A 21007-nucleotide genomic window follows, 5' to 3' on the forward strand; every position below is an offset into this window, starting at 1 on the left:
ATCATGAATAAATCTTATCCACTCCTTCTGTTATTCGTCCTTTACTCACTGTCTTTTCCCTGTGCAGCCTCTCCGGAGCAGGATCAGCTCCCCCTTCCTTCCGCCATCAGGAATCTGAACAAGCAAAACCCGGAACTCCTGCGGCTCAAGAAACTGCTGGACAGTGGCCAGATCATTCCGTTCTACCAGGGGGCGGATAAAATATTGAAAGAAGCCAACCGCTACCGGAAAAAAGACGTCACCCCTCAGGAATTGACGGAGGGGCTTTTCCTGTGCTACCTGATTGCCAAGGCCCCGTTCATCGACCTCAACGATTACGAAAATGTCGAATGGCTTGCTACCTACACTAGCGTAGATCACCACGCAAAAGAGTTTTTCACGAACAGTATCCCTTTCCTTGCGCTAACGAACAAGAATAGCAGCCTCCCAGGCAGGGAAGAGGCTCTTCGATTTTATTTATCCGCAAAAGCTCTGATCATCAAACAATTCCACAGCCAGGTAGATTATGCTTTTGAAGCTACGGAAATCTTTGCCCACATGCTCATCGACCATGCCTCCGGAATGTCCGAAGGAAACGATACCAAGCTGTTCAACAAGACAAGCGCGCTGAGTTCGAGAAGCAACAACGCTCAATTCGCCATCAAAAGCAAAGAACGCGGATTTATCAGGGAACTGATGACCTGCTTCCCGACCAAGGCCCAGGAGGTCAAAAAATACCTGCGGCTGGCCGGATACAGGGACAAGGACATTCCGGCCCTGCTGGACAGAACCGTCGGCCGGGTGCCGAAAGCGGCCTACCTTTACAAGGGATTGCCCAAACAGAAAAATTAAAGCGGCATCCAAATCCGGACAACAAAAGCGTCACTAGTGCAAACCCTTTCCTGCATAAAAAGACTGTAAGGCATCCCCTTGTTTTCCCAGGTTACGTCCGAATAATCGTCTTCCCCGCTTTTTGTCTTGGCTTGCGGGGGCATCTTTGATTTACAGGGGCAGGCGGGAAAGACTTCCCAAACGCAGGTTCCCTATCACACCCATATCTTTTTCAACATCGTGGCACGTATTCTTGTAGGCTTATCCGGCGGGGTGGACAGCTCCGTGGCAGCAGCCCTGCTCGTGGAGCAAGGGCATGACGTGGTGGGAGCCTACATGAAAAACTGGGTGAATGACGAGGGCATTCCCGGCGAATGCCCGTGGGAACAGGATATTCAGGACGCGCTGGCCGTCGCCAAAAAAATCGGCATTGAATTCCGGGTCATCGACCTGGTGGACGAATACCGCGCCCGCATCGTGAATTACCTGATTGAAGGCTACCGCGCCGGATACACGCCCAATCCGGACGTGCTGTGCAACCGGGAAATGAAGTTCGGCGTCTTTCTGGATTACGCCCTGGAGCAGGGGTTTGACTCCGTAGCCACCGGCCACTACGCCCGCAGGCTGGATACGCCGCAGGGCTCCTTCATCTTGCGCGGGCGGGACCCTAACAAGGACCAGTCCTACTTCCTGTCCCTGATGCGTCCGGACCAGACAGCCCGCGCCGTGTTCCCCCTGGGGGACCTGCTGAAGCCGGAGGTCCGCGTGCTGGCGGACAAATACGGCCTTCCCACGGCGCGCAAGAAGGACAGCCAGGGCATCTGCTTCATCGGCCAGGTGAAGATGAGCGACTTCCTGCGCCACTACCTGCCGGACAAGCCCGGCAAAATCGTGGATACGGAGGGGAAGACGCTTGGCTCCCACAACGGCCTGCACCTGTTCACCATGGGCCAGAGGAAAGGCCACGGCGTCGCCTCCCCGCGGGAAGGAATCGCCTACGTGGTGGTGGGAAAGGACGTCAAACGCAACCGTTTGATCCTGGGGTATGAAGACGCGTCCACGCAGGGACTGTATGCGGCCCATGCGGTGGTTGGCGGCATTTCCAATATGCTGGCGCCCCTGCCCTCCCGCGTGATGGCGCAGCCCCGCTACCGCGCCAAGGCGGAATGGGCCTCCTGCGAATATCTGGAAGAAGGGAAGGTGCGCCTGAGCTTTGACACGCCCCTCCGGGCGCTGGCCGTGGGACAGGTCTGCGCCTTTTACGACGAAGGCAAGTTGCTCGGGGGCGGTTTTTTTGAATCCATAGAACCATGATTGACCCGGAACGCACCATCGCCGCGCAGGCCACCGCCGCAGGACAGGGAGCCATTGCCGTCATCCGCATGAGCGGCCCCGGCTGCATGGCCGTCCTGAAACAATGCACCCCCGCGGCCTTCACGAAACGCCTCCAGCCGCGCCGGGCAACGCTGGCCCGCATTCTGGACGCAGAGGGAGCCGCCATTGACCAGGCGCTCATCACCTGGTTTCCGGCTCCGGCCAGTTATACGGGGGAAGATACCGTGGAAGTCTCCTGCCATGGCGGCATGCTGGTGACGGACCGCCTGCTGAAACGCCTTTACCAGTGCGGAGCCTCCCCGGCGGAACCGGGAGAGTTCACGAAGAGGGCCTTCCTGAACGGACGCATGGACCTGACCCAGGCTGAGGCCGTGATGGACGTGATTTCCGCCGGAAGCGACTTGGCCCTGAAGGCCGCGCAAAGCCAGCTGGACGGGGGCATCGGCTCCCAGGTGGACGAACTGAAGGACAGCCTGGTTCACGTCCTGGCCCATATTGAGGCCTATATCGATTTTCCGGATGAAGATATTTCCCCGGACACCGCTTCCGGTTTGCTGGCGCGGCTCCGGAGCATGGAGGAAAAGCTTTCCGGGCTGCTGCGGACCGCCGAGGGCGGCCGCCTGCTGCGGGAAGGAATCCGCACTGCGATTGCCGGACCGCCCAACGTCGGAAAGTCCAGCCTGCTGAATACCCTGCTGGGGTATGACCGGGCCATTGTCAGCAATATCGCCGGAACCACGCGGGACACGGTGGAGGAATCCATCCAGCTTGCCGGGCTGGCCCTGCGGCTGATTGACACGGCAGGCGTCCGGGAATCTTCCGATGTGATTGAACAGGCCGGCATCACCCGCACCAACAAGGCGCTGGAATCCGCGGACCTGGTTCTGGAAGTGGCGGACGCCTCCGCGCCCTGGACAGAGGCTTTCCCCACGGCCGCCCGTACCGCGCCCCGGCTGCTGATTCTGAACAAGTGCGACCTGGGAATCCACCCGGACTGGGAGGCCGTTCCCGGCATCCGTTTTTCCTGCGCCACCGGAGAAGGCAGAAAGGAATTGGAAGAAGCCATTATCCAGGCCTTTGCCTCTTCCCTGACCGGTGAAACGGGCAGCTCCCTGGTAGCCATCAACGCCCGGCACCAGCATGAACTGAGCCTGTGCCTGGAGCATGTCCGGCTGGCTTCTGAATCCATCTCCCGGCAGGAGAGCCCGGAATTCACGGCTCTGGAACTGAGGGAAGCCCTGACGCATCTGGGGGAAATCACCGGAGCCGTGGATACGGAGGACGTGCTGGGCGCCATTTTTTCCTCCTTCTGCCTGGGCAAGTAAAGCTCCGGAAAATCCGGACAGCATCATTCAACAAGTAGCTTTTATATCCTCATCATGCCTCCTCCCGCCGTCAAATCCGTCCGCCAGATCATTTATTACCAATATGCCAAAATCATTGCCTCTTCTTCCGGCTTCGGAAAGGCCAATTACGGCATGATTATGAGCAAGTGGAAGGAGCTTTGCGCAGGGACCATACATTGGTCTTCCTCCGTTCGCGAATGGGTCAGGGAAATGGAACATCCCGGAGAATGCATTTATTGCGGCGAAAAAAAGAATTTGACCACGGAGCATATCCTGCCCCGCGACTGCGGGGGAGAAGATATCATGGATAACGTTGTCAGGGTATGCAAGTCCTGCAATTCCTCCAAGGGCGGGAAACGCCTGTACGAATGGAAGGGGCTGAAGGAAAAGGACAGCCACCACCGCATCGCGGAGGGGAAATACCTGAAGTACCTTTATTCCCTTCACGAAAAACGGGGAACCCTGGACGTAGCAAATGTACGGGAATTGTGCCCGCACTGCAACATGCGCTCCTGCTGCGAGCGGGACGGGACGGTGGAGAAGCTTTCCGTCTATTGCATGGAAGGGTGCTTCCACAAGTAGCGCGGATTACCGTCCGCCGGGTTTCCCGGAAAGAATCTCCTTTTCCTCTTCCTCCATGGCTTCCGGTTCTGCCTCCGGGGAGAACAGGGGAATGTAGGAAGGCAGGTTCCAGTTCCAGCGGATGGCCGCCAGGCGCACGGAGAGCGTGACCACGAAGCCCGTCACGAAGCAGGTGGAGGAGTCGATCCCGAAGTAGTAAAGCACCGCGTACGCCACGCCTCCCAGGAGGGCCGCGGTGGCGTACAGTTCCCCGGGACGAAACACGTAGGGAACGTTTCCGGTGAGCACGTCGCGCAGCAGGCCGCCCGCCACGCCGGTGCAGATGCCCATCATCACGGAAACGGTGGGCGTATAGCCGTGGAGGTAGGATTTTTCCGTACCGATCATGCCGAAGAGGGCCAGAACGATGGCGTCCGCCACGCGGATGGTGCCCATGGGCGGCGGGTATTTCTGGGCCACGTAAAAGGTTCCCAGGCTGGTGACGACGGCGGCCAGGACAAAGATTTCCCCGGAGGGCAGCGTCCAGTACACCGGAATGTCCAGCAGAAGGTCGCGCACGGTCCCTCCGCCCAGGGCCGCCAGGGTGCCGCAGACAATCACGCCGAACAGGTCCATTTTCACGCGCGAAGAAGCAATGGATCCCGCCAGGGCTCCAATGATCGTGCTCATGATTTCACAGATGGAGAGGAACATGGCGGCAGGAGGAAGGAAAGAGGCGGATTCAGCAGACCCGTATCCACGGCAGGCAGGAGTCCTGGCTGGCGCAGAACAGGGAGGTGGAAGCCAGTCCCATGTCATGCAGGGTAGCACGCATCAGGCTTTCTGCCAATTCCGGAGAATTGCTTTCTGCGCTCAGGTGGGCCAGCACTACGTTTTTCAGGGCGTCATGGGCGATGCGCCTCAGCAGGTCGCAGGCCTGTTCATTGGAAAGGTGCCCGTGCGTAGAGGCGATGCGCTGCTTCAACGGCCAGGGCCGCTTGGGGGTGGCCGCCAGCATGTCCGGATCATAGTTTGATTCCACCACCAGGCTGTCCACCATGGAGAGGTGTTCCGCCACGCAGCCGGGGGCCTGCCCCGTATCGGAAATGAAGCCCAGGCTGGACCGTTCCGTTTCAAACTTGAATCCCACCGGGTCCACGGCGTCATGGTAGGTGGCAAAGGGGGTGATGACGATATCCCCTATTTTAAAGGACTGCCCTTTTTCAAAGTAGGCCCAGGGGGCTTCCGGCGCCTTTTCCTGAACGCACATGGCCGTATGGCGGGTGGCATAGACGCGCACGGTGTATTTCCTGGTGAACTGATGCACGCCCTTCATGTGGTCCGTGTGTTCATGGGTGAGCAGAATGGCGTCCAGCTCCTCCGGTTCCACGCCGGCGGATTTCATTTTATCCCGCAGCCTGGCGGCGCTGAACCCGGCATCCACCAGCAGGACGGTTTCCCCCGCCTTGACGATGGTGGCATTTCCTCCGCTGCCGCTGCCCAACACGCAAAACTGCATCATGCGCGGAATATAATACCGGTCCCGGAGCGGCGCAAGAGCGGATCAATGCTTTTTTTCACGACATGAACACAAGAAAAAATACTTTTTTCCAGTACGGGGTTGACATTTCAGGTGCATTAAAGTGTATTGAAGTCACTACGTAGTGTACTTGCATGCGATGAGCAGTGTATCAGACAACCTTTTTGGTGCATACACGCACAAGCTGGACCCCAAAAACCGGATTGCGATTCCGGCTGAATGGAGGCCTACCGAAGGTTGCGCCCTGCTCCTGCTATCCGGCCGCCGCCTTGAATTGCCGACCGTTAAAGCCTATACGCGGGAAAAATTCCAGCAACTCATTGACAAGATAGAAGCCACGCCCGGCTACACGGAAGCGCAGATCGACCTGTTCATCGGCAGATTATATGCCAACTGCGTGGAGGCCATCATCAACGCCCAGGGCAAACTACTGATACCCAAACAAATGTGCGAACACGCACAGCTCAGTTCCTCCGTCCGGCTCGCCGCGCGGAGAGGATATTTCGAATTATGGGAACCTTCTCTCTATGAAGAAGTCTCCCGGCGTGAAAACGCCAATATTTCCGATATCAACCAATCCTACGGCATTCTCTGATCTCCCTTCATGCCCCCAGACCCTACCATTCCGCCCACGCATCAGGCCCATCCCTACGCAACGCTTGCGCTGCGCCCGGGCTGGCTTGTTTCCGGCCTGGGCGTCGGCGCCAGAACCGGGCTGAATGCGGAGGTTACGGCTTATTCCATTGTTTTCTGGGGGCACGACGCCCTTCCGGCGCAGGACATGATCGCCTGGCAGCAGGAGAAAGCGCGCATCACCGCGGAAATGTCCCTGGCGGGACAGAAGGGCGCTTATGGCAAATTGGGCGCATTGTCCTCCAGCCTGAACCGGGCTTTTGACGGCCATGTTGAGCTTTCTTTACGCGCGGGCGCGGGTACGCATGTCCGCACGGAGGAGGCGCAGGCCCTGGCAAATGCCCTTGCGGCGGAAACGTCCTGCCGCGTGCTGGCATGGAGCATCTGCCGCAACCATGTGCACGTGATTGCGGAGTTGACGGAGGAGAAGGGGGTGGACGAGCTGGTCTGTTCCTGGAAGGCGCTTGCCCCCTCCATGAACTGGGAAGGCGTGTACCACACGGAAGCCCTGAAAGCTCCGGAAGCCGGAGCCAAAGTGGACGCCCTGGTTTCCGAACTGGGGGATGACGCCGTTTCCGCCTCCGCTGACGCGGAAACGGACGGAGCCGTTTCCGGCAACGGTTTCAACCATGTTACGGTTCTGCTGCATGAGACGGTGGACATGCTGGCGGCAGGCCCCGGCAAACTGATCGTGGACTGTACGCTCGGCGGCGGCGGCCATACGGAATTTCTTCTGGAACAGGGCGCTACCGTCTGGGGCATTGACCGCGATCCGGACGCCCGCCGCGCCGCCACGCTGAAGCTGGCCCGCTTCGGCTCCCGTTTCAAGGTGCTCGCCGGCAATTTCCAGGATGTGGAAAGCATCCTCGCCCAGCAGGGCGTTTCCCAGGTGGACGGCCTGCTGGCGGACCTCGGCGTTTCCTCCCACCAGCTTGATACCGCCTCCCGCGGCTTTTCCTTCCGGGAAGACGGCCCGCTGGACATGCGCATGGACACCCGCGCCGCCTTTTCCGCCCGCAACCTGGTGAACGAGGCCCCGGAAGAAGAGATCGCGGACATCCTCTGGCAGTTCGGAGAGGAACGGGCTTCCCGTGCCATTGCCCGCGCCATCGTAAAGGCGCGTTCCCTGGCTCCCATCACCACCACCGCCCAGCTCGCCCGCGTGGTGGAATCCGTCCTTCCGCGCAAGGGGCGGCAGCATCCCGGCACCCGTACGTTCCAGGCTTTGAGAATCGCCGTCAACGGGGAGCTGGACGCGCTGGACGCGCTGCTGGATTCCTCCGTGCGCCTGCTGGGCAAGGGGGGCCGCATGGCCGTTATTACCTTCCACAGCCTGGAAGACCGCAGGGTCAAGCAGTTCTTCGACCTCCGGAGCCGTCCGGAAATCGACCGTCCGGAATGGCCGGCTCCGCGCCCCAACCCGGATTACTGCTTCCGCCTGCTTTCCCGCAAGCCCGTCACTGCGGGAGAAGAAGAACTTTCAACCAACCCCCGTTCCCGCAGCGCCAAGTTGCGCGGCGTGGAAAAAATCATCTGACCCATCTCTCCTTCGCCACCGCCATGAAAAGATTCAAACAGCGTTTCACCGGCCACCAGATCAGCGTGAGCATGATCATGTGGCTCATTGCCTTCGCCTCCCTCACCTGCGGGGCGGGCATCACTTATGCCGTGCTGAAAAACGACCAGATCCAGGTCGCGCGCGACATCAAGCAAATGAACGAGGAGATCGCTTCCTGCGAACTCACGAAGGAATATTACCGTTCCAAGACTTCCTCCCTGACCAGCCGCTGGGCCATCCGCGACAGGCTGGCCCAGGACAAGTCCAACCTTCAGCCTATCGAGCCCTCAGCCGTAGAATACATTTCTTCCGAAAACGCCTCCCGCATTGCCGCGGCAGGCAATTAAATGCGCCGAGCCGTTCATGACCACGATCACGAAGTCCAGATTTGCCAGAAGAAGCCTCGTCCTGTGCGGCGTGGCGGGCGCTGCGGTCATCTGGCTGATGCTGACGCTGGTCAACCTCCAACTGGTTTCCCCCCGGAAAACGGGCGGAGTCCCCAGCGGCGGCATTATTGAACGGGAGGTTCTCCTGCCCCAGCGCGGCCGCATCATGGACGCCAATGAGGAGATCCTCACCAACAACATGCAGAGTTCCGAGCTGATTGCGGACGGCTACCACCTGAACGATCCCAAGACCATCAGCTGGGCGCTTGCCTATTCCAAGGCCGTCCACTCCGCCTTCTGGGGGGAAGCCGCCACGGACAAGGAGAAAGAGAAGCTCGTTTCCGGTTTCCGCAGCAAAATCCTGGGACAGGCGGCCAGCAAGAAGGACGGCAGCAAGGAGCACAATCTGGCGAAAATCCTACTGGAAGAGCCTGAGGACGGCCCGGAAGGGGTGGACATGGCCAGGAAGAAGCTGGAAGAGCTTTATGAGCCGGAGATGGTGAAAAAATACGTGCAGGCCCATCTGGAATACGCCGCCAGCGTGATCGCCCCCTTCCTGCCGGACATGAGCGTGCAGGACATCATCAACACGGTGGAAAAGGACGGGGAGATTCCCAAGAAGCGCATCGTCATCGCCAAGAACCTGTCCGAGGAAAAAGCGGAACTGCTGCGCCAGGCCATCCAGAACGCCCGCGTGCAGGGGTTCCGGTTTGAGACTTCTTCCAAGCGCGTTTATTCCGTGCCGGAATGCATGGTGCACATTCTGGGCTACATCGCCCAGACGAAGGACAGCGGTCCGCGCCCCGTGGCCCTTTCCGGCCTTGAAAAACAGCTGGACGACCAGCTTCTGGGCCACAACGGCATCAGGGAGTACCGGAAGGACAGCCGGGGCCGCATCATCCCCTCCGCGGATTCCCGTTTCAAGGACGCCGTGGACGGCCTGAACGTTCGCCTGACCGTGAACATGGAGTACCAGACGATCGTGGAGGAGGAATTGGACGCCGCCATTTCCTTTTACACGGACCAGACCCACAAGCCCCGCGGCTGCATTATCGTCGTGGAGCCCAAGACCGGCAGCATTCTGGCGATGGCCAGCCGTCCCCACTATAATCTAAATACGCGCGAGGGCCTGCAGGAAGGCGCCTACCACTTCGCCGTGCAGTCCCTGTACGAACCCGGCTCCACCTTTAAAATCGTTTCCGTCACATCCGCCGTGGACAGCGGAAAGGCCACATTCGATACCATGATCAACTGCACGCCCTACATGGTGCCCGGCTCCCGCCCCGTCACGGACGCCCCCCGTTTCTACAGCGGCCTGACCGTGGCGGGCGTGCTGAAAAAGTCCAGCAACCCGGGAGCCTTCCGCATTGCGCTGAAATCGGGCTGGCCCACGTATAAAAAGTATTTTGACCTGTACGGCTTTTCCTCCAAGACGGGCATCGACCTGCCGGGAGAAACCAACAGCCAGTGCCAGGACGGCAGCAACTTCGTCAACTTCTCCCGCATCAGCTTCGGCTATTCCCTGATGGTCTCCCCCTTGCAGGTCGCCATGGCCTACGCCGCCATCGCGAATGACGGCGTGCGCATGCGCCCCCGGCTGGTGGACGGCATTTACGTGGACGACAAGAATTTCCAGCCCTCCCCCCCCGTGGAAGTATGCCGGGTCATGAGCGTTAAAACAGCCCGGAACCTCCGGAACGCCCTGTTCCACGTCACGGACCTGGACGGAACCGCCAAAAGGGCGCGGATTGAAGGCTACAACGTGGGGGGCAAGACCGGCACCGCCCACAAGGTGAAGCCCACGGGCGGCTATTTTGACAACCGCTATACCGTCTCCTTTGTAGGGATGCTCCCGGTGGAGGACCCGGCCTTCGTCTGCCTCATCGTCATTGACGACCCCACCTCCAAGCACTGCCACCCCGGCGGCGGCACCGTATGCGCTCCGGTCTTCCAGAAACTGGCCACCCGCCTGGCGGCGGCCATGAACATTCCCAAGAATACCCCTTCCGCGGAGGCGGACAAAAAAGCCTCCCGCGCCCAAGCCTCTTCCTCCCCGTCCAAACCGCCGCGCAGATAATCCTATCATGAAGCTACTTACCTTGCTCAAAGACCTTCCCGCCCATACGCTCACCGGCTCCCCCCAGGTGAAAATCTCCCATCTGGAATGCGACAGCCGCCGTGTTCTGCCCGGCTCCTGCTATATTGCCCTGAAGGGAACCCAGGCGGACGGCCACGAGTTCATTCCGGAAGCCATCCGCCGCGGAGCCTGCGCCGTCGTCGCGGAAATGCCCTGCACGAAGGAAGCCAGGGACGCCGGAGTCAGCTGGGTGGAGGTGAACGATTCCCGCCTGGCCGTCAGCCTGATGGGCGCGGCCTGGAACGGCCATCCCTCCCGTCACATGACCATGATAGGCGTGACGGGGACGAACGGAAAAACTACGACGGCCTACATCGCCCATTCCCTGCTGAAGCAGTCCTGGCTGCGCGCCGGGCTGATCGGGACCATCGCCTATGACAACGGGGAGGAAATCACCCCCTCCACCCACACCACGCCCGGCCCGCTGGAGCTGGAACACCTGCTGAAGGAGATGTTTGAAAACGGCTGCCGCGGCGTTTCCATGGAGGTATCCTCCCATGCGCTGGACCAGGAACGCGTGGCCGGCATTAATTTTAACGTGGGCATTTTCACCAACCTGACCCAGGACCACCTGGATTACCACCACACCATGGAGAATTATTTCCAGGCCAAGGCGAAGTTGTTCGAGCAGATGGCGCAGGACACCAGGGCCCGCCGCAAGCCCGTGGCCGTCATCAACATTGACGACGCCTACGGCCGCCGCCTGGCGGAAATGTTCTCCGGCCGCATGGCCGTCAAGACCTACGGTTCCGCCCTGGGCGCGGATTTCCGCATGCTGGTGCACCACGCCACGGCCAAGGGCAGCGAATACGAACTGGAATACAAGGGAAAAAGCTACCTGGTGCGCGTGCCCCTGATCGGCAAATTCAATATGTACAACAGCCTGGCCGCGCTGGCGGCCGTCATCTGCGCCGGCATCCCGGTACGGGACGCCATCGCGAACCTCCAGAACATTCCGCAGGTTCCCGGCAGACTGCAATTGTTCACCCACCCCGGAGGCGCCCAGATCTTCATTGATTACGCCCACACGCCGGACGCCCTGGAAAACGTCTGCAGGACGCTCAAGGAAATCTGCTCCCGCCGCCTGATTACCGTGTTCGGCTGCGGCGGTGACCGGGACAAGGGCAAGCGCCCGCTGATGGGCGCCGTGGCCGCGCGCCTGTCTGACGCCTGCATCGTCACTTCCGACAACCCCAGGAGCGAGGAGCCCCTCTCCATCATCAGCCAGATTACGGCGGGCATGCCGGAAGGCAGGTACGCCATCATTCCGGACCGCGCCCGGGCCATCGCCACGGCCATCGAACAGGCCCGGCTGGGGGACGTCGTCCTGATTGCGGGCAAGGGCCATGAAAATTACCAGGAGCTTTCCACCGGACGCATCGATTTCAGCGACGCCAAGGAAGTGCGGCGCAACATGTTCATCAAGGAGAGGGAAGAGTTCCCGCAGGCATAACACATCATTTCATCTTTCATGACCTCCCTCACGGCACACGGCATCTGCAACGCCATCGGCGGAAAACTGGTCAGCGGCCCCTTTGACAGGGTCGCTTCCGGAGGCGTGTGCACAGACAGCCGCGCCCTGCCGCCCCATGCCGTTTTCTTCGCGCTGGGGGGAGAAAAGTTTGACGGCAACCTGTTTGCCCCGGAGGCCTCCCGCACCGCGGCGGCAGTCGTCGTCAGCCGCGTGGAGGAAGGGATGGACCCCTCCTGCGCCGTCATCCTGGTGGAGGATACGCTGAAAGCCCTCCAGCAGCTGGCCTCCTGGTGGCGTGCCGGGCTGACCCTCACCGCCATCGGCCTGACCGGCTCCAACGGGAAGACCTCCACCAAGGACCTGACCGCCTCCGTTCTTTCCCAGGGACTCCGGACCATCGCCACGCAGGGAAACCTGAACAACCACATCGGCGTTCCCCTCAGCATCCTCCGGGCTTCCCCGGCGGACGAGGCCGCCGTGTGGGAAATGGGCATGAACCATCCGGGAGAACTGGCCCCCCTGTGTGAAATGACGCGCCCGAAGATCGGCATCATCACCAGCATCGGCACCTCCCATATTGAATACCTGGGTTCCCGGGAAAACATTGCCCGGGAAAAATGCACGGTAGCCCGCTGCCTGCCGGAAGACGGCTTCATGATTTTCCCGGCGGACTGCGATTATGCGGAGATGATCCGCCAGTCCACCCGCGCCGCGTGCATTGAGTGCGGCATTGACTCCGGAACCGTCCGCGCGGAAAACCCGGTCTCGACGGAGAATGGGACGCGTTTCACCCTTTCCATTCCTGATTTCTGCCGGGAGGTGGTGGAACTGCCCGTCCACGGCCGCCACATGGTGGCCAATGCGCTTCTGGCCGCCGCCGCCGGCTGGGTGGCAGGTCTTGCGAAGGAGCAGATCGTCTCCGGCCTCAACCGGGCGCAGCTCACGGGCGGCAGGCTCCACTGCACCCGGTCCAACGGCATTCTGGTGGTGGACGATACGTATAACGCCAATCCGGATTCCATGCAGGCCGCCCTGCACACCGCAGCGGAGCTTTCCTGCACCGGCAGGCGCTTTGCGGTGCTGGGCAGAATGGGGGAACTGGGAACGTTTTCCGAAGAAGGGCACGCGCTGGTGGGACGCACGGCGGAAAAGCTCCGCTTTGACTGCGTGGTCAGCGTGGGAACGGACGCCGCCCGGATTACGGACGCCATTTCTCCGAACTCATCCACCAAAGGACTGAACTTCGGCTCCGCAGAGGAAGCCGCCGAATGGCTCCGCAGCCACACGGCGCCGGGAGACATCGTCCTTTTCAAGGGCAGCCGCCTTGCCCGGATGGAGCAAGTCATGAACCTCACCTTTCCGCCCCAGTAAATTTTATGCATTCCTTCATTGAACAGCTCAGCCCCGCGGGGGCGCTTGCAGAACCGGCAGGGAGAGCCCTGCTGGCCTGCCTCATCTCCTTTGTCCTGACGATGATGTTCGCCCCGCGGGTAATCCGCGCGCTGATTTCCCTGAAAATCGGCCAGCCCATCAGGACCGCGGAGGAAGTGCACAAGCTGGCGGAACTCCACGGAGCCAAGGCGGGAACTCCCACCATGGGCGGCGTGCTGATCGTAGGCTCCATGACGGCGGCTACCCTGCTGTGCGCCAGAATGAACAATCCCTTCATCATCTCCTGCCTGTTCGTCACCCTGGCGCTGGGACTGCTGGGCTTCCGGGACGACTACCTGAAGGTGGCCAAGAAAACCTCGGACGGCATTTCCGCGCGTAAAAAACTCTTCATCCAGTTCCTGGCCGGGCTGGCGGGCGTCACGTTCCTGTACCTGTACCCGGAAGGCAGCCCCCGCGTGGAACTGCATGACTACGTTTCCTCCCTGTTCATTCCGTTCTACGGCCAGGTGAACCTGCCGTGGTACGTTTACATTCCCTTCGGCGTCGTGGTGGTCATGTCCGCCTCCAATGCGGTGAACCTGACGGACGGACTGGACGGCCTCGCCTCCGGCTGCTCCGTCACCACGGGCATCTCCTACGCCATCATTGCCGCCATTTGCGGGAACTGGCTGATGGCGGATTCCCTGGACATCCCCTTCCACCCCGGCGCAGGGGAAATCAGCGTTTTCATGATGGCCCTGGTGGGCGCCTGCCTGGGTTTCCTGTGGCACAACTGCTACCCGGCCAGGGTCTTCATGGGGGATACCGGCTCCCTGGCCCTGGGCGGAGCATTCGGCATGGCCGCCGTCTGCACGGCGCAGGAGCTTCTTTTCATCGTCATCGGGGGCGTTTTCGTCATGGAGGCCACATCCGTCGTTCTCCAGGTAGGCAGCTTCAAGCTGCGCCACGGCAAACGCATCTTCGCCATGGCTCCCATCCACCACCATTTTGAACTCAAGGGATGGAAGGAAACCCAGGTGATTGCCCGCTTCTGGATGATCAGCCTCCTGCTGGCGTTCCTGGGCCTTTTCCTGATCACCACCGCCTGACAACCACGAACATGCAGCTCAACAACCTCAACATCGCCGTCCTGGGAGCGGGAAGAAGCGGACGCGCCGCGGCGCGCCTCGCCATGAAGCATGGCGCCCGGGTGCGCGTGTTTGACGCCTCCGCCTCCGTCGGCGGCTGGCCGGAAGACATTCCGCTGCACGCCGCCGCCACGGAGGAAGACGGGCGGGCCTTCCGTGCGGACCTGGTGGTCATCTCCCCCGGCATTGAGACGGACAGCCCCTTTGTCAGGGCCTTCGGGAGGGAAGGCGTGGAAACCATCGGTGAAATGGAGCTGGCCTGCCGCTTCTACCATGGCCGCATCATCGCCATCACCGGCACCAACGGAAAAACCACCACCACGTCCCTGGTGGAAAAAATCCTGCTTCGCGCCGGAAAGGCGGCCGTCGCCTGCGGCAATTACGGCGTCCCGATGGCGGAAATCCTGCTCCGGGATTCCGTGCCGGACGTGCTGGCGCTGGAGGTCAGTTCCTTCCAGCTGGAAACCATCCGTGACTTCCACCCGGACGTGGCCGTATGGCTCAACTTTGCGCCGGACCACATGGACCGCTACAAGTCCGTGGAGGATTACTACCACGCCAAGCTGCACATTTTCGACAACCAGACGGAAGAAGACCTGGCCGTCGTGCGCGCCGGGGAAAGGCTCCCGCACCTGAAAGCCCCCGTCCGCACCTTCAGTTCGGAAGATCCGGCGGCGGACCTTTATTACCGGGAACCGCAGGTCATGGAGGGAGACAAGCCCCTGCTGAACCTGGCGGATACCACCCTAAACCAGCGCCACAACGCGGAAAACGCCATGGCCGCCGTGCTAGCCTGCCGCCACCTGGGCATTCCCGCGGAAACGGCTGCGGAAGTATTGAAGGAGTTCACTCCCCCCGGCCACCGCTGCGAGACCGTCCGCACGCTGGACGGCGTGCTGTGGCTGAACGATTCCAAGGCCACGAACCTGCACGCGCTGGAAGCAGCGCTGAAATCCCAGAATTCCCCGGTCATCCTGATTGCCGGAGGCAAGGACAAGGGACTGGATTACCTGCCCCTGCGGCACATGCTAAAGGAAAAGGTGCGCTCCTGCGTGGTATTCGGCCAGATTGCGGACCAGCTCCAGGACGCCTTTTCCCCCGTGGTTCCCACGGAAAAAGCAGCGGACGTGGCGGACTGCGTGGCCAAGGCCCGCGCCCGCGCCAGGACGGGAGACACCGTCCTGTTCTCCCCCGGCACCTCCTCCTTTGACATGTTCACCGGCTACGTCCAGCGCGGCCAGGCCTTCCGGGACGCGGTGAACGCCCTCTCCCCCCTTTCCTGACAACCCACCAGAAACCCACCATCATGAAAACGACCAAGACCCCCGATCACAATCCGACCGGACGCACCCGTCCGAAACGCAAAATGGGCACCGTGCTCCGTGCCAAGCTCAGCAGATACCGCGCACGCGTCTCCGAATTTGAAGATGACGCTCCCAGCAGCACCGTCGTGCGCTGGCTCGTCGTCCTCCTTCTTCTCCATCTTCTTGTTATCGGCGGCGTCTATGTCCGCAGCACCTGGTTCAGGAATACGACGGAGACCGTGGAAATGGCAACCGCCCTTCCCGCGCCGCCCACCGTTTCCCAGACGCCCGTTCCTGCGGCTCCCCCGGCGGTTCTGCCCCAGGCTCCCCAGGCCGCTCCCGCAGCTCCGGTCACCATCACGCAGCCGGAACAGGTGGTGGACGCGCGCCCGAACAGGCGGCCGGCTCCCGCCGTGCAGGAACACATTCCGGACGCCGCTCCGGTGGCAGGTCCTGCGCGCCACATCGTGCGCACGGGGGATACGTGGGAACGGGTCGCCCGTGACAACCAGGTGGCCGTCAATGACCTGAAAGCCGTCAATCCCAGGGTGCAGCGCCTTGTCAGCGGAAGCACGCTCGTCATTCCGGCACGCCCCGGCGACAAGATGGCGCCGGAAAAAACCGCCGCCGCGGAAACGGAACCGGACGGCGTGGCGCATATCGTGAAGAAGGGTGAAACCCTCTCCGTAATCGCCCGCAAGTACAAGATGAACTGGCGCTCCCTCCAGAAATTCAACAAGATGAACGACCGGGACGTAGCACGCCTCAAGATCGGTCAAAAGATCATGATTCCCAAGAAGTAAGTTCTTTCTCTTCCCGCCCCTGCCGCCATGTCTTCCAAAGTCTGCATGATTCTGGTCTGGTTTTTCGTCATCTGCCTTCTGGTCGTGGGCCTGGTGATGGTATCCAGCACGGCGGCCTGGGCGGAAGAAACCAAGCACCCGTACGAGCCCCTGTTCAAGCAGACCGCCTTTGCCTGCGCGGGGCTGGTGGGGGCCATGATCCTCTCCCGGATAGATTACCGGATATGGAGGAAGTATATCTGGTGGATTCTGGGGTTCGCCTGCTTCCTGCTGGTGCTGTGCTACGTGCCGGGCATCGGGAAGGAGATCAACGGGGAACGCCGCTGGATCACCATCGGCATGCAGTTCCAGCCCAGTGAATGCGCCAAGCTCTGCATGATGATGGCGCTGGCCAACTGGCTGGCCCTGTACCGGGACCGCACTACCTCCTTCTGGTGGGGGTTCGTGATGCCCGGCGTCATCTTCGGCATTCCGCTGGCGCTGATTCTTTTTGAAAAGGACATGGGCACCTCCGTAGCGCTGGCCCTGGCCGCGTTCTGCGTGATGTTCGTGGCCGGCACGCGCAAGATTTACCTGGGCGGCGCCCTAGCGCTCGCCGGAGCGGCCCTGTACGTTCTGGTGCAGAGCAACGCCAACCGCCTGGAACGCTTCCTGGCCTGGAAGGACCTGGACGCCCACCGCCTGGGCGCGGGGCTCCAACAGTACCGCGCCTCCATCGCCCTGTCCCGCGGCGGCCTGGACGGGGTGGGCCTGGGCAACAGCGCGGAAAAGCACGGCACGCTTCCCTTCGCCCATACGGACTTCATCTTCGCCCCGCTTGGGGAGGAGTTCGGCTTTTACGGAACCATGTTCGTCCTGCTCTGCTATTTCCTGATGACCTATGCGGGCATCGGCGTAGCCATGCAGTGCCGGGACGCCTACGGCCGGTTCCTGGCCGTGGGGATCGTCGCCATCATCTTCTGCCCCGCCATCCTGAACATTGCCGTGGTGACCAACGCCGTGCCCAACTCCGGGCTGCCGCTGCCCTTCATCAGCTTCGGGGGCACCAACCTGGTCTTCACGCTGGCCGCCCTGGGCATGCTCACCAGCATTCAGAGATTTTCCACCGGTGCACAGCCCAACTGTGAAATCACCCGCAAAGACGAACGCTCCATTGACGTAAGATTATGACTGAACCCTCTCCCTCGCGTCCCACCCTGAACATCGTGATTGCCTGCGGCGGCACGGGGGGGCACCTTTTCCCCGGCATAGCCGTAGCCCAGGAACTTAAAAAGCGCGGCCACAACGTCACCCTCCTCATTTCCCAGAAGAAGGTGGATGCGCAGGCCAGCAAGAATTACGGCGATCTCAATTTCCGCACCATTGAGGCCATCGCGATGCCCAAAATCCCGTCCATGTCCCTGCTGGGCTTCGGGCTCAGGCTGTACAAAGCCATCCGTTTCAGCCGCAGCCTTCTGGACGAGGTGAATGCGGACGTCGTCATCGGCATGGGCGGCTTTACTTCCTTCCCCCCCGTTTACGCCGCCCACCGCAAGGGCATCCGCACCTACGTGCACGATTCCAACGCCCTGCCCGGAAAGGCCAACCGCATGACCGCCAAATGCTGCACGAACGTGCTGCTGGGCATTGAGGAAGCCAGGCATTACTTCAACCCCGCCAAATGCATTGTCACCGGCACCCCGGTGCGCCAGGAAATGGTGGCCAGGAAGGACAGGAATGAATCCAGGGCGGAGCTCCACCTGCCCCGGGACCGCCGCGTGGCCCTGGTGATGGGCGGCTCCCAGGGCGCCAGGAACCTGAATTCACTGGTCATTGAAGCAGCACGGCAATGCGCGGACTTGTGCGATTTTCTCATCATCACGGGCTCTGCTGACTTCGCGCGCGTCAGCCAGCTGACGGCGGACATGCCCCATGTGCACGTCATTGAATTCTGTTCCGCCATGGCGACTGCGTACGCCGCGGCGGACGTGGTCATTTCCCGCTCCGGGGCGTCCAGCCTGACGGAGCTGGCCCACATGGGGAAGGCCGCCCTGCTGGTTCCCTACCCCTTCGCCGCGGACGACCACCAGGCGCACAACGCGCGCGTCTTCGCGGCCCATGGCGCGGCGCGCATGATGCGTGAAAACACCCTTACGCCGGACGATATTGCGGCTTTTCTGAATGAAGTCTTCAAGGATTCCTCCCTGCTGGCCTCCATGAATGAATGTGCTTTACGTCTGGATACGCCTGATGCAGTATCCCGCATCGCCAATGTCATTGAAAACACGGACCATGCAGCCATCCATGATTGAGACTTTACGCAAACGCCTGATGGACAGGGAACATCCGGCACGTCTCCACCTCATCGGGGTGGCCGGGTCCGGCATGTCCGGCCTGGCGCTCATGCTGATGGAAATGGGGCACCGGGTGAGCGGCTGCGACCGGGTGACCAGCACGGAAACCGAACGGCTACAGAGCCTGGGACTTTCTTTTTCCTGCCCGCATTCAGCGGACGCCGTCTCCGACGCGGAAATCGTCATTTATTCCAGCGCCATCCGGGAGGACAATCCGGCCCTTTCCGCCGCGCGCAAACTGAACATTCCCTGCATGCGCCGCGCGGAATGCCTGGCGGCCATCCTGAACGGGAAGAAGGGCGTCGTGGTCTCCGGCACGCATGGCAAAACCACCACCTCGGCCCTCTGCGCTCACCTGATGCGGGAAGGCCGCATGCGCCCGTGCCACTATGTAGGGGCGGAAATCCCCGTGCTGGGCACCAACGCCCACTGGAACGAGGACAGCGAATACCTGGTGGCGGAAGGGGACGAGAGCGACGGCACGCTGGTGAACTACATCCCGGAGCATAGCATCGTCCTCAACATTGAGCCGGAACACCTGGACCATTACAAGGACCTGGATGAAATCAAGGCCGTGTTTGACCAGCTTTGCTCCCAGACGCGGGGCATGATCATTTACTGCCGCGCCCATGCCGGCGCAGCGGACGTATGCGCCGGCTATCCCAATTCCGTTTCCTACGGCTGGTCTGGTGCGGATTACACCGCCACGGACATCCTGGAACGCCGCGGCCGCACTCTGTTCACCGTCCTGAAAGGGGAAGAGGAACTGGGCCGCGTGGAGCTGGGCATTCCCGGACGCCACAACGTGCTGAATTCCCTGGCGGCCATTGCGCTGGCAACGGAACTGGGCGTGGACTTCCCGGCGATAACGCGCGGCCTGGCTTCCTTTGCCGGGGCCAAGCGCCGCTTTGAGACCAAATACCTTTCCCCCACCATCCGGATTGTGGACGATTACGGCCACCATCCCACGGAGATAGCCGCCACGCTCCAGACCGCCCGCTCCCTCCAGCCGAACCGCCTGGTGGTTTACTTCCAGCCGCACCGCTACACGCGCACCCAGATGCTGGCGGACGACTTCGGCAAGGTGCTCCAGGCGGCGGACCTCGTCTTTGTGGCGGACGTTTACCCCGCCAGCGAACTGCCCATTGAAGGAGTGAGCGGCCAGACCATCATCGACGCCATGCACAGGCACGGCCCGGTGGAAACCCATTACCTTCCCGACCTGGGCACGGCCCACCACGCCATCGGCAACGCGCTGAAACCCGGAGACCTGTTCCTGACGCTGGGGGCCGGAAACGTCCACGAATGCGGCATGCGCATCGCGCGCGACCTGGCTCTGCTGGAGGATCTGGAACGCACCGCGGGCGAATCCCTGGAAGGCAAGCTGTACGAACCCATGTCACGCCACACCACCATGAGGGTGGGAGGCTGCGCCCAGTACTGGCTGGAGCCCTCCACCTTCTCCGGCATGCAGACGGCCGTCAATTATTGCAGGGACAGGAACATTCCCGTGCACGTCATTGGCCGCGGCTCCAACATCATCGTCAGGGACGGCGGCCTGCGCGGCGCCGTCATCCACCCCTCCGGAGGCGAATTCGACGTCCTGGAAATTCAGGGGAACCGCCTTTCCGCCGGCGCGGGAGTGCGGCTGAAAAAGCTGGTTTCCACCGCCGTCCAGAACGGCCTGGGCGGCTTGGAATGGATGGACGGCATTCCAGGCAATGTGGGAGGAAGCCTCCGCATGAACGCCGGGGCCATGGGCATGGACATGATTAAAAACCTCGTCTCCGTCGTCTGCCTGGATGAAGACGGGGAAATCCGCAGTCACACAAAGGAGGAACTGAACGCCCAGTACCGTTCCATTCCGGACCTGGCCCATAATTTTGTTCTTCAGGCCGTGTTTGAGACGCAGCCCGCTTCCCCCCAGGAAATGGAGCAGCGCCTGGAAGAAGCCCGCGCCAAGCGCAAGCTTACCCAGCCCGTAGGAGCCAGCGCAGGCTGCATCTTCAAGAACCCGGAGGAAATCCCGGCGGGCAGGCTCATTGACGAGCTGGGCCTGAAAAACGCCTGCGTGGGAGATGCCTGCGTGTCAGACGTGCACGCCAATTTCATCATCAACCGCGGCCATGCCAGGGCGCGGGACATCACCATCCTGATTGACATGATCCGGAAGGAAGCCATGGAAAACCGCGGCATTGACCTGAAATCGGAAGCTCAGGTCATCGGAGACCGGGAACCCCAGTTTTAACCCATTCATTATTTTATTTC

Annotated in this window: 18 protein-coding genes; 16 read left to right on the forward strand and 2 right to left on the reverse strand. The window is 61.3% G+C overall.

The features are described from left to right. Positions 1-3 precede the first annotated feature (3 nt). The 4 genes from J5W70_RS03550 (at position 4) to J5W70_RS03565 (ending at position 4073) form a co-directional block, all read left to right on the forward strand. Positions 4-831, forward strand: a complete 828-nt coding sequence (locus J5W70_RS03550) for a hypothetical protein (RefSeq protein WP_215832929.1) — start codon at positions 4-6, stop codon at positions 829-831. Positions 832-1050: 219 nt separating this feature from the next. Next, positions 1051-2124 carry a tRNA 2-thiouridine(34) synthase MnmA gene (gene mnmA, locus J5W70_RS03555; protein ID WP_215832930.1) on the forward strand — a complete coding sequence of 358 codons (1074 nt, stop codon included), beginning with the start codon at positions 1051-1053 and terminating at the stop codon, positions 2122-2124. Beyond that, a complete protein-coding gene (mnmE, locus tag J5W70_RS03560) occupies positions 2121-3470 on the forward strand; it encodes a tRNA uridine-5-carboxymethylaminomethyl(34) synthesis GTPase MnmE (RefSeq protein WP_215832931.1) in 1350 nt (449 codons plus the stop codon). Before mnmA ends, mnmE begins: the two co-directional genes overlap by 4 nt. 54 nt (positions 3471-3524) lie before the next feature. After that, a complete protein-coding gene (locus J5W70_RS03565; RefSeq protein ID WP_022397701.1) occupies positions 3525-4073 on the forward strand; it encodes an HNH endonuclease in 549 nt (182 codons plus the stop codon). 6 nt (positions 4074-4079) lie between these two features. Here J5W70_RS03565 and J5W70_RS03570 read toward each other — a convergent pair whose 3' ends face one another. Both J5W70_RS03570 and J5W70_RS03575 read right to left on the reverse strand, forming a co-directional pair. Then, positions 4080-4742, reverse strand: a complete 663-nt coding sequence (locus J5W70_RS03570) for a trimeric intracellular cation channel family protein (RefSeq protein ID WP_180971570.1) — start codon at positions 4740-4742, stop codon at positions 4080-4082. 52 nt (positions 4743-4794) lie between these two features. Beyond that, on the reverse strand, positions 4795-5574 hold the full coding sequence (locus J5W70_RS03575) for an MBL fold metallo-hydrolase (RefSeq protein ID WP_022397703.1): 780 nt from the start codon (positions 5572-5574) through the stop codon (positions 4795-4797). A gap of 157 nt (positions 5575-5731) precedes the next feature. Between J5W70_RS03575 and J5W70_RS03580 the strand changes: the two genes are divergently transcribed. The 12 genes from J5W70_RS03580 to murC are packed head-to-tail and all read left to right on the forward strand — an operon-like array spanning position 5732 to position 20987. Next, positions 5732-6187, forward strand: a complete 456-nt coding sequence (locus tag J5W70_RS03580) for a division/cell wall cluster transcriptional repressor MraZ (RefSeq protein WP_022397704.1) — start codon at positions 5732-5734, stop codon at positions 6185-6187. Positions 6188-6196: 9 nt separating this feature from the next. Further along, positions 6197-7762, forward strand: coding sequence for a 16S rRNA (cytosine(1402)-N(4))-methyltransferase RsmH (rsmH, locus tag J5W70_RS03585; protein WP_022397705.1), 1566 nt, complete (start codon positions 6197-6199; stop codon positions 7760-7762). A 23-nt stretch (positions 7763-7785) separates the two neighbouring features. Continuing rightward, positions 7786-8130, forward strand: a complete 345-nt coding sequence (locus J5W70_RS03590; protein WP_022397706.1) for a hypothetical protein — start codon at positions 7786-7788, stop codon at positions 8128-8130. A 16-nt stretch (positions 8131-8146) separates the two neighbouring features. Further along, a complete protein-coding gene (locus J5W70_RS03595) occupies positions 8147-10246 on the forward strand; it encodes a peptidoglycan D,D-transpeptidase FtsI family protein (protein ID WP_022397707.1) in 2100 nt (699 codons plus the stop codon). Between the two features lie 7 nt (positions 10247-10253). Continuing rightward, entirely contained in the window at positions 10254-11759 is a 1506-nt protein-coding gene (locus J5W70_RS03600) for a UDP-N-acetylmuramoyl-L-alanyl-D-glutamate--2,6-diaminopimelate ligase (protein WP_022397708.1), read from the forward strand. A gap of 18 nt (positions 11760-11777) precedes the next feature. Beyond that, entirely contained in the window at positions 11778-13151 is a 1374-nt protein-coding gene (locus tag J5W70_RS03605; protein ID WP_022397709.1) for a UDP-N-acetylmuramoyl-tripeptide--D-alanyl-D-alanine ligase, read from the forward strand. Positions 13152-13156: 5 nt separating this feature from the next. Continuing rightward, complete coding sequence (gene mraY / locus J5W70_RS03610) at positions 13157-14260, forward strand: phospho-N-acetylmuramoyl-pentapeptide-transferase (protein WP_022397710.1); 1104 nt, start codon at positions 13157-13159, stop codon at positions 14258-14260. An 11-nt stretch (positions 14261-14271) separates the two neighbouring features. Then, a complete protein-coding gene (murD, locus tag J5W70_RS03615; RefSeq protein ID WP_022397711.1) occupies positions 14272-15582 on the forward strand; it encodes a UDP-N-acetylmuramoyl-L-alanine--D-glutamate ligase in 1311 nt (436 codons plus the stop codon). 23 nt (positions 15583-15605) lie between these two features. Then, positions 15606-16406: a LysM peptidoglycan-binding domain-containing protein gene (locus tag J5W70_RS03620; protein ID WP_022397712.1), complete on the forward strand. Its 801-nt coding sequence runs from the start codon at positions 15606-15608 to the stop codon at positions 16404-16406. Positions 16407-16433: 27 nt separating this feature from the next. After that, entirely contained in the window at positions 16434-17576 is a 1143-nt protein-coding gene (locus J5W70_RS03625; protein ID WP_022397713.1) for an FtsW/RodA/SpoVE family cell cycle protein, read from the forward strand. Further along, the gene (gene murG / locus J5W70_RS03630; RefSeq protein ID WP_022397714.1) at positions 17573-18697 is read left to right on the forward strand and encodes an undecaprenyldiphospho-muramoylpentapeptide beta-N-acetylglucosaminyltransferase; all 1125 of its coding nucleotides are present in this window, start codon (positions 17573-17575) and stop codon (positions 18695-18697) included. Before J5W70_RS03625 ends, murG begins: the two co-directional genes overlap by 4 nt. Beyond that, positions 18690-20987 carry a UDP-N-acetylmuramate--L-alanine ligase gene (murC, locus tag J5W70_RS03635; protein ID WP_022397715.1) on the forward strand — a complete coding sequence of 766 codons (2298 nt, stop codon included), beginning with the start codon at positions 18690-18692 and terminating at the stop codon, positions 20985-20987. The genes murG and murC overlap by 8 nt, the downstream gene beginning before the upstream one ends. The last annotated feature ends 20 nt before the right edge of the window (positions 20988-21007 follow it).

This window comes from Akkermansia massiliensis, from assembly GCF_018847375.1.
Taxonomy (GTDB): Bacteria; Verrucomicrobiota; Verrucomicrobiia; order Verrucomicrobiales; family Akkermansiaceae; genus Akkermansia; species Akkermansia massiliensis.

Bases quoted from the DNA above. Each gene is read 5' to 3' on its own strand.
- J5W70_RS03550 (WP_215832929.1), top strand. From the start codon at position 4: ATGAATAAATCTTATCCACTCCTTCTGTTATTCGTCCTTTACTCACTG.
- mnmE (WP_215832931.1), top strand. From the start codon at position 2,121: ATGATTGACCCGGAACGCACCATCGCCGCGCAGGCCACCGCCGCAGGA.
- J5W70_RS03565 (WP_022397701.1), top strand. From the start codon at position 3,525: ATGCCTCCTCCCGCCGTCAAATCCGTCCGCCAGATCATTTATTACCAA.
- J5W70_RS03570 (WP_180971570.1), bottom strand. From the start codon at position 4,742: ATGAGCACGATCATTGGAGCCCTGGCGGGATCCATTGCTTCTTCGCGC.
- J5W70_RS03575 (WP_022397703.1), bottom strand. From the start codon at position 5,574: ATGATGCAGTTTTGCGTGTTGGGCAGCGGCAGCGGAGGAAATGCCACC.
- J5W70_RS03580 (WP_022397704.1), top strand. From the start codon at position 5,732: ATGAGCAGTGTATCAGACAACCTTTTTGGTGCATACACGCACAAGCTG.
- rsmH (WP_022397705.1), top strand. From the start codon at position 6,197: ATGCCCCCAGACCCTACCATTCCGCCCACGCATCAGGCCCATCCCTAC.
- J5W70_RS03590 (WP_022397706.1), top strand. From the start codon at position 7,786: ATGAAAAGATTCAAACAGCGTTTCACCGGCCACCAGATCAGCGTGAGC.
- J5W70_RS03595 (WP_022397707.1), top strand. From the start codon at position 8,147: ATGACCACGATCACGAAGTCCAGATTTGCCAGAAGAAGCCTCGTCCTG.
- J5W70_RS03600 (WP_022397708.1), top strand. From the start codon at position 10,254: ATGAAGCTACTTACCTTGCTCAAAGACCTTCCCGCCCATACGCTCACC.
- J5W70_RS03605 (WP_022397709.1), top strand. From the start codon at position 11,778: ATGACCTCCCTCACGGCACACGGCATCTGCAACGCCATCGGCGGAAAA.
- mraY (WP_022397710.1), top strand. From the start codon at position 13,157: ATGCATTCCTTCATTGAACAGCTCAGCCCCGCGGGGGCGCTTGCAGAA.
- murD (WP_022397711.1), top strand. From the start codon at position 14,272: ATGCAGCTCAACAACCTCAACATCGCCGTCCTGGGAGCGGGAAGAAGC.
- J5W70_RS03620 (WP_022397712.1), top strand. From the start codon at position 15,606: ATGAAAACGACCAAGACCCCCGATCACAATCCGACCGGACGCACCCGT.
- J5W70_RS03625 (WP_022397713.1), top strand. From the start codon at position 16,434: ATGTCTTCCAAAGTCTGCATGATTCTGGTCTGGTTTTTCGTCATCTGC.
- murG (WP_022397714.1), top strand. From the start codon at position 17,573: ATGACTGAACCCTCTCCCTCGCGTCCCACCCTGAACATCGTGATTGCC.
- murC (WP_022397715.1), top strand. From the start codon at position 18,690: ATGATTGAGACTTTACGCAAACGCCTGATGGACAGGGAACATCCGGCA.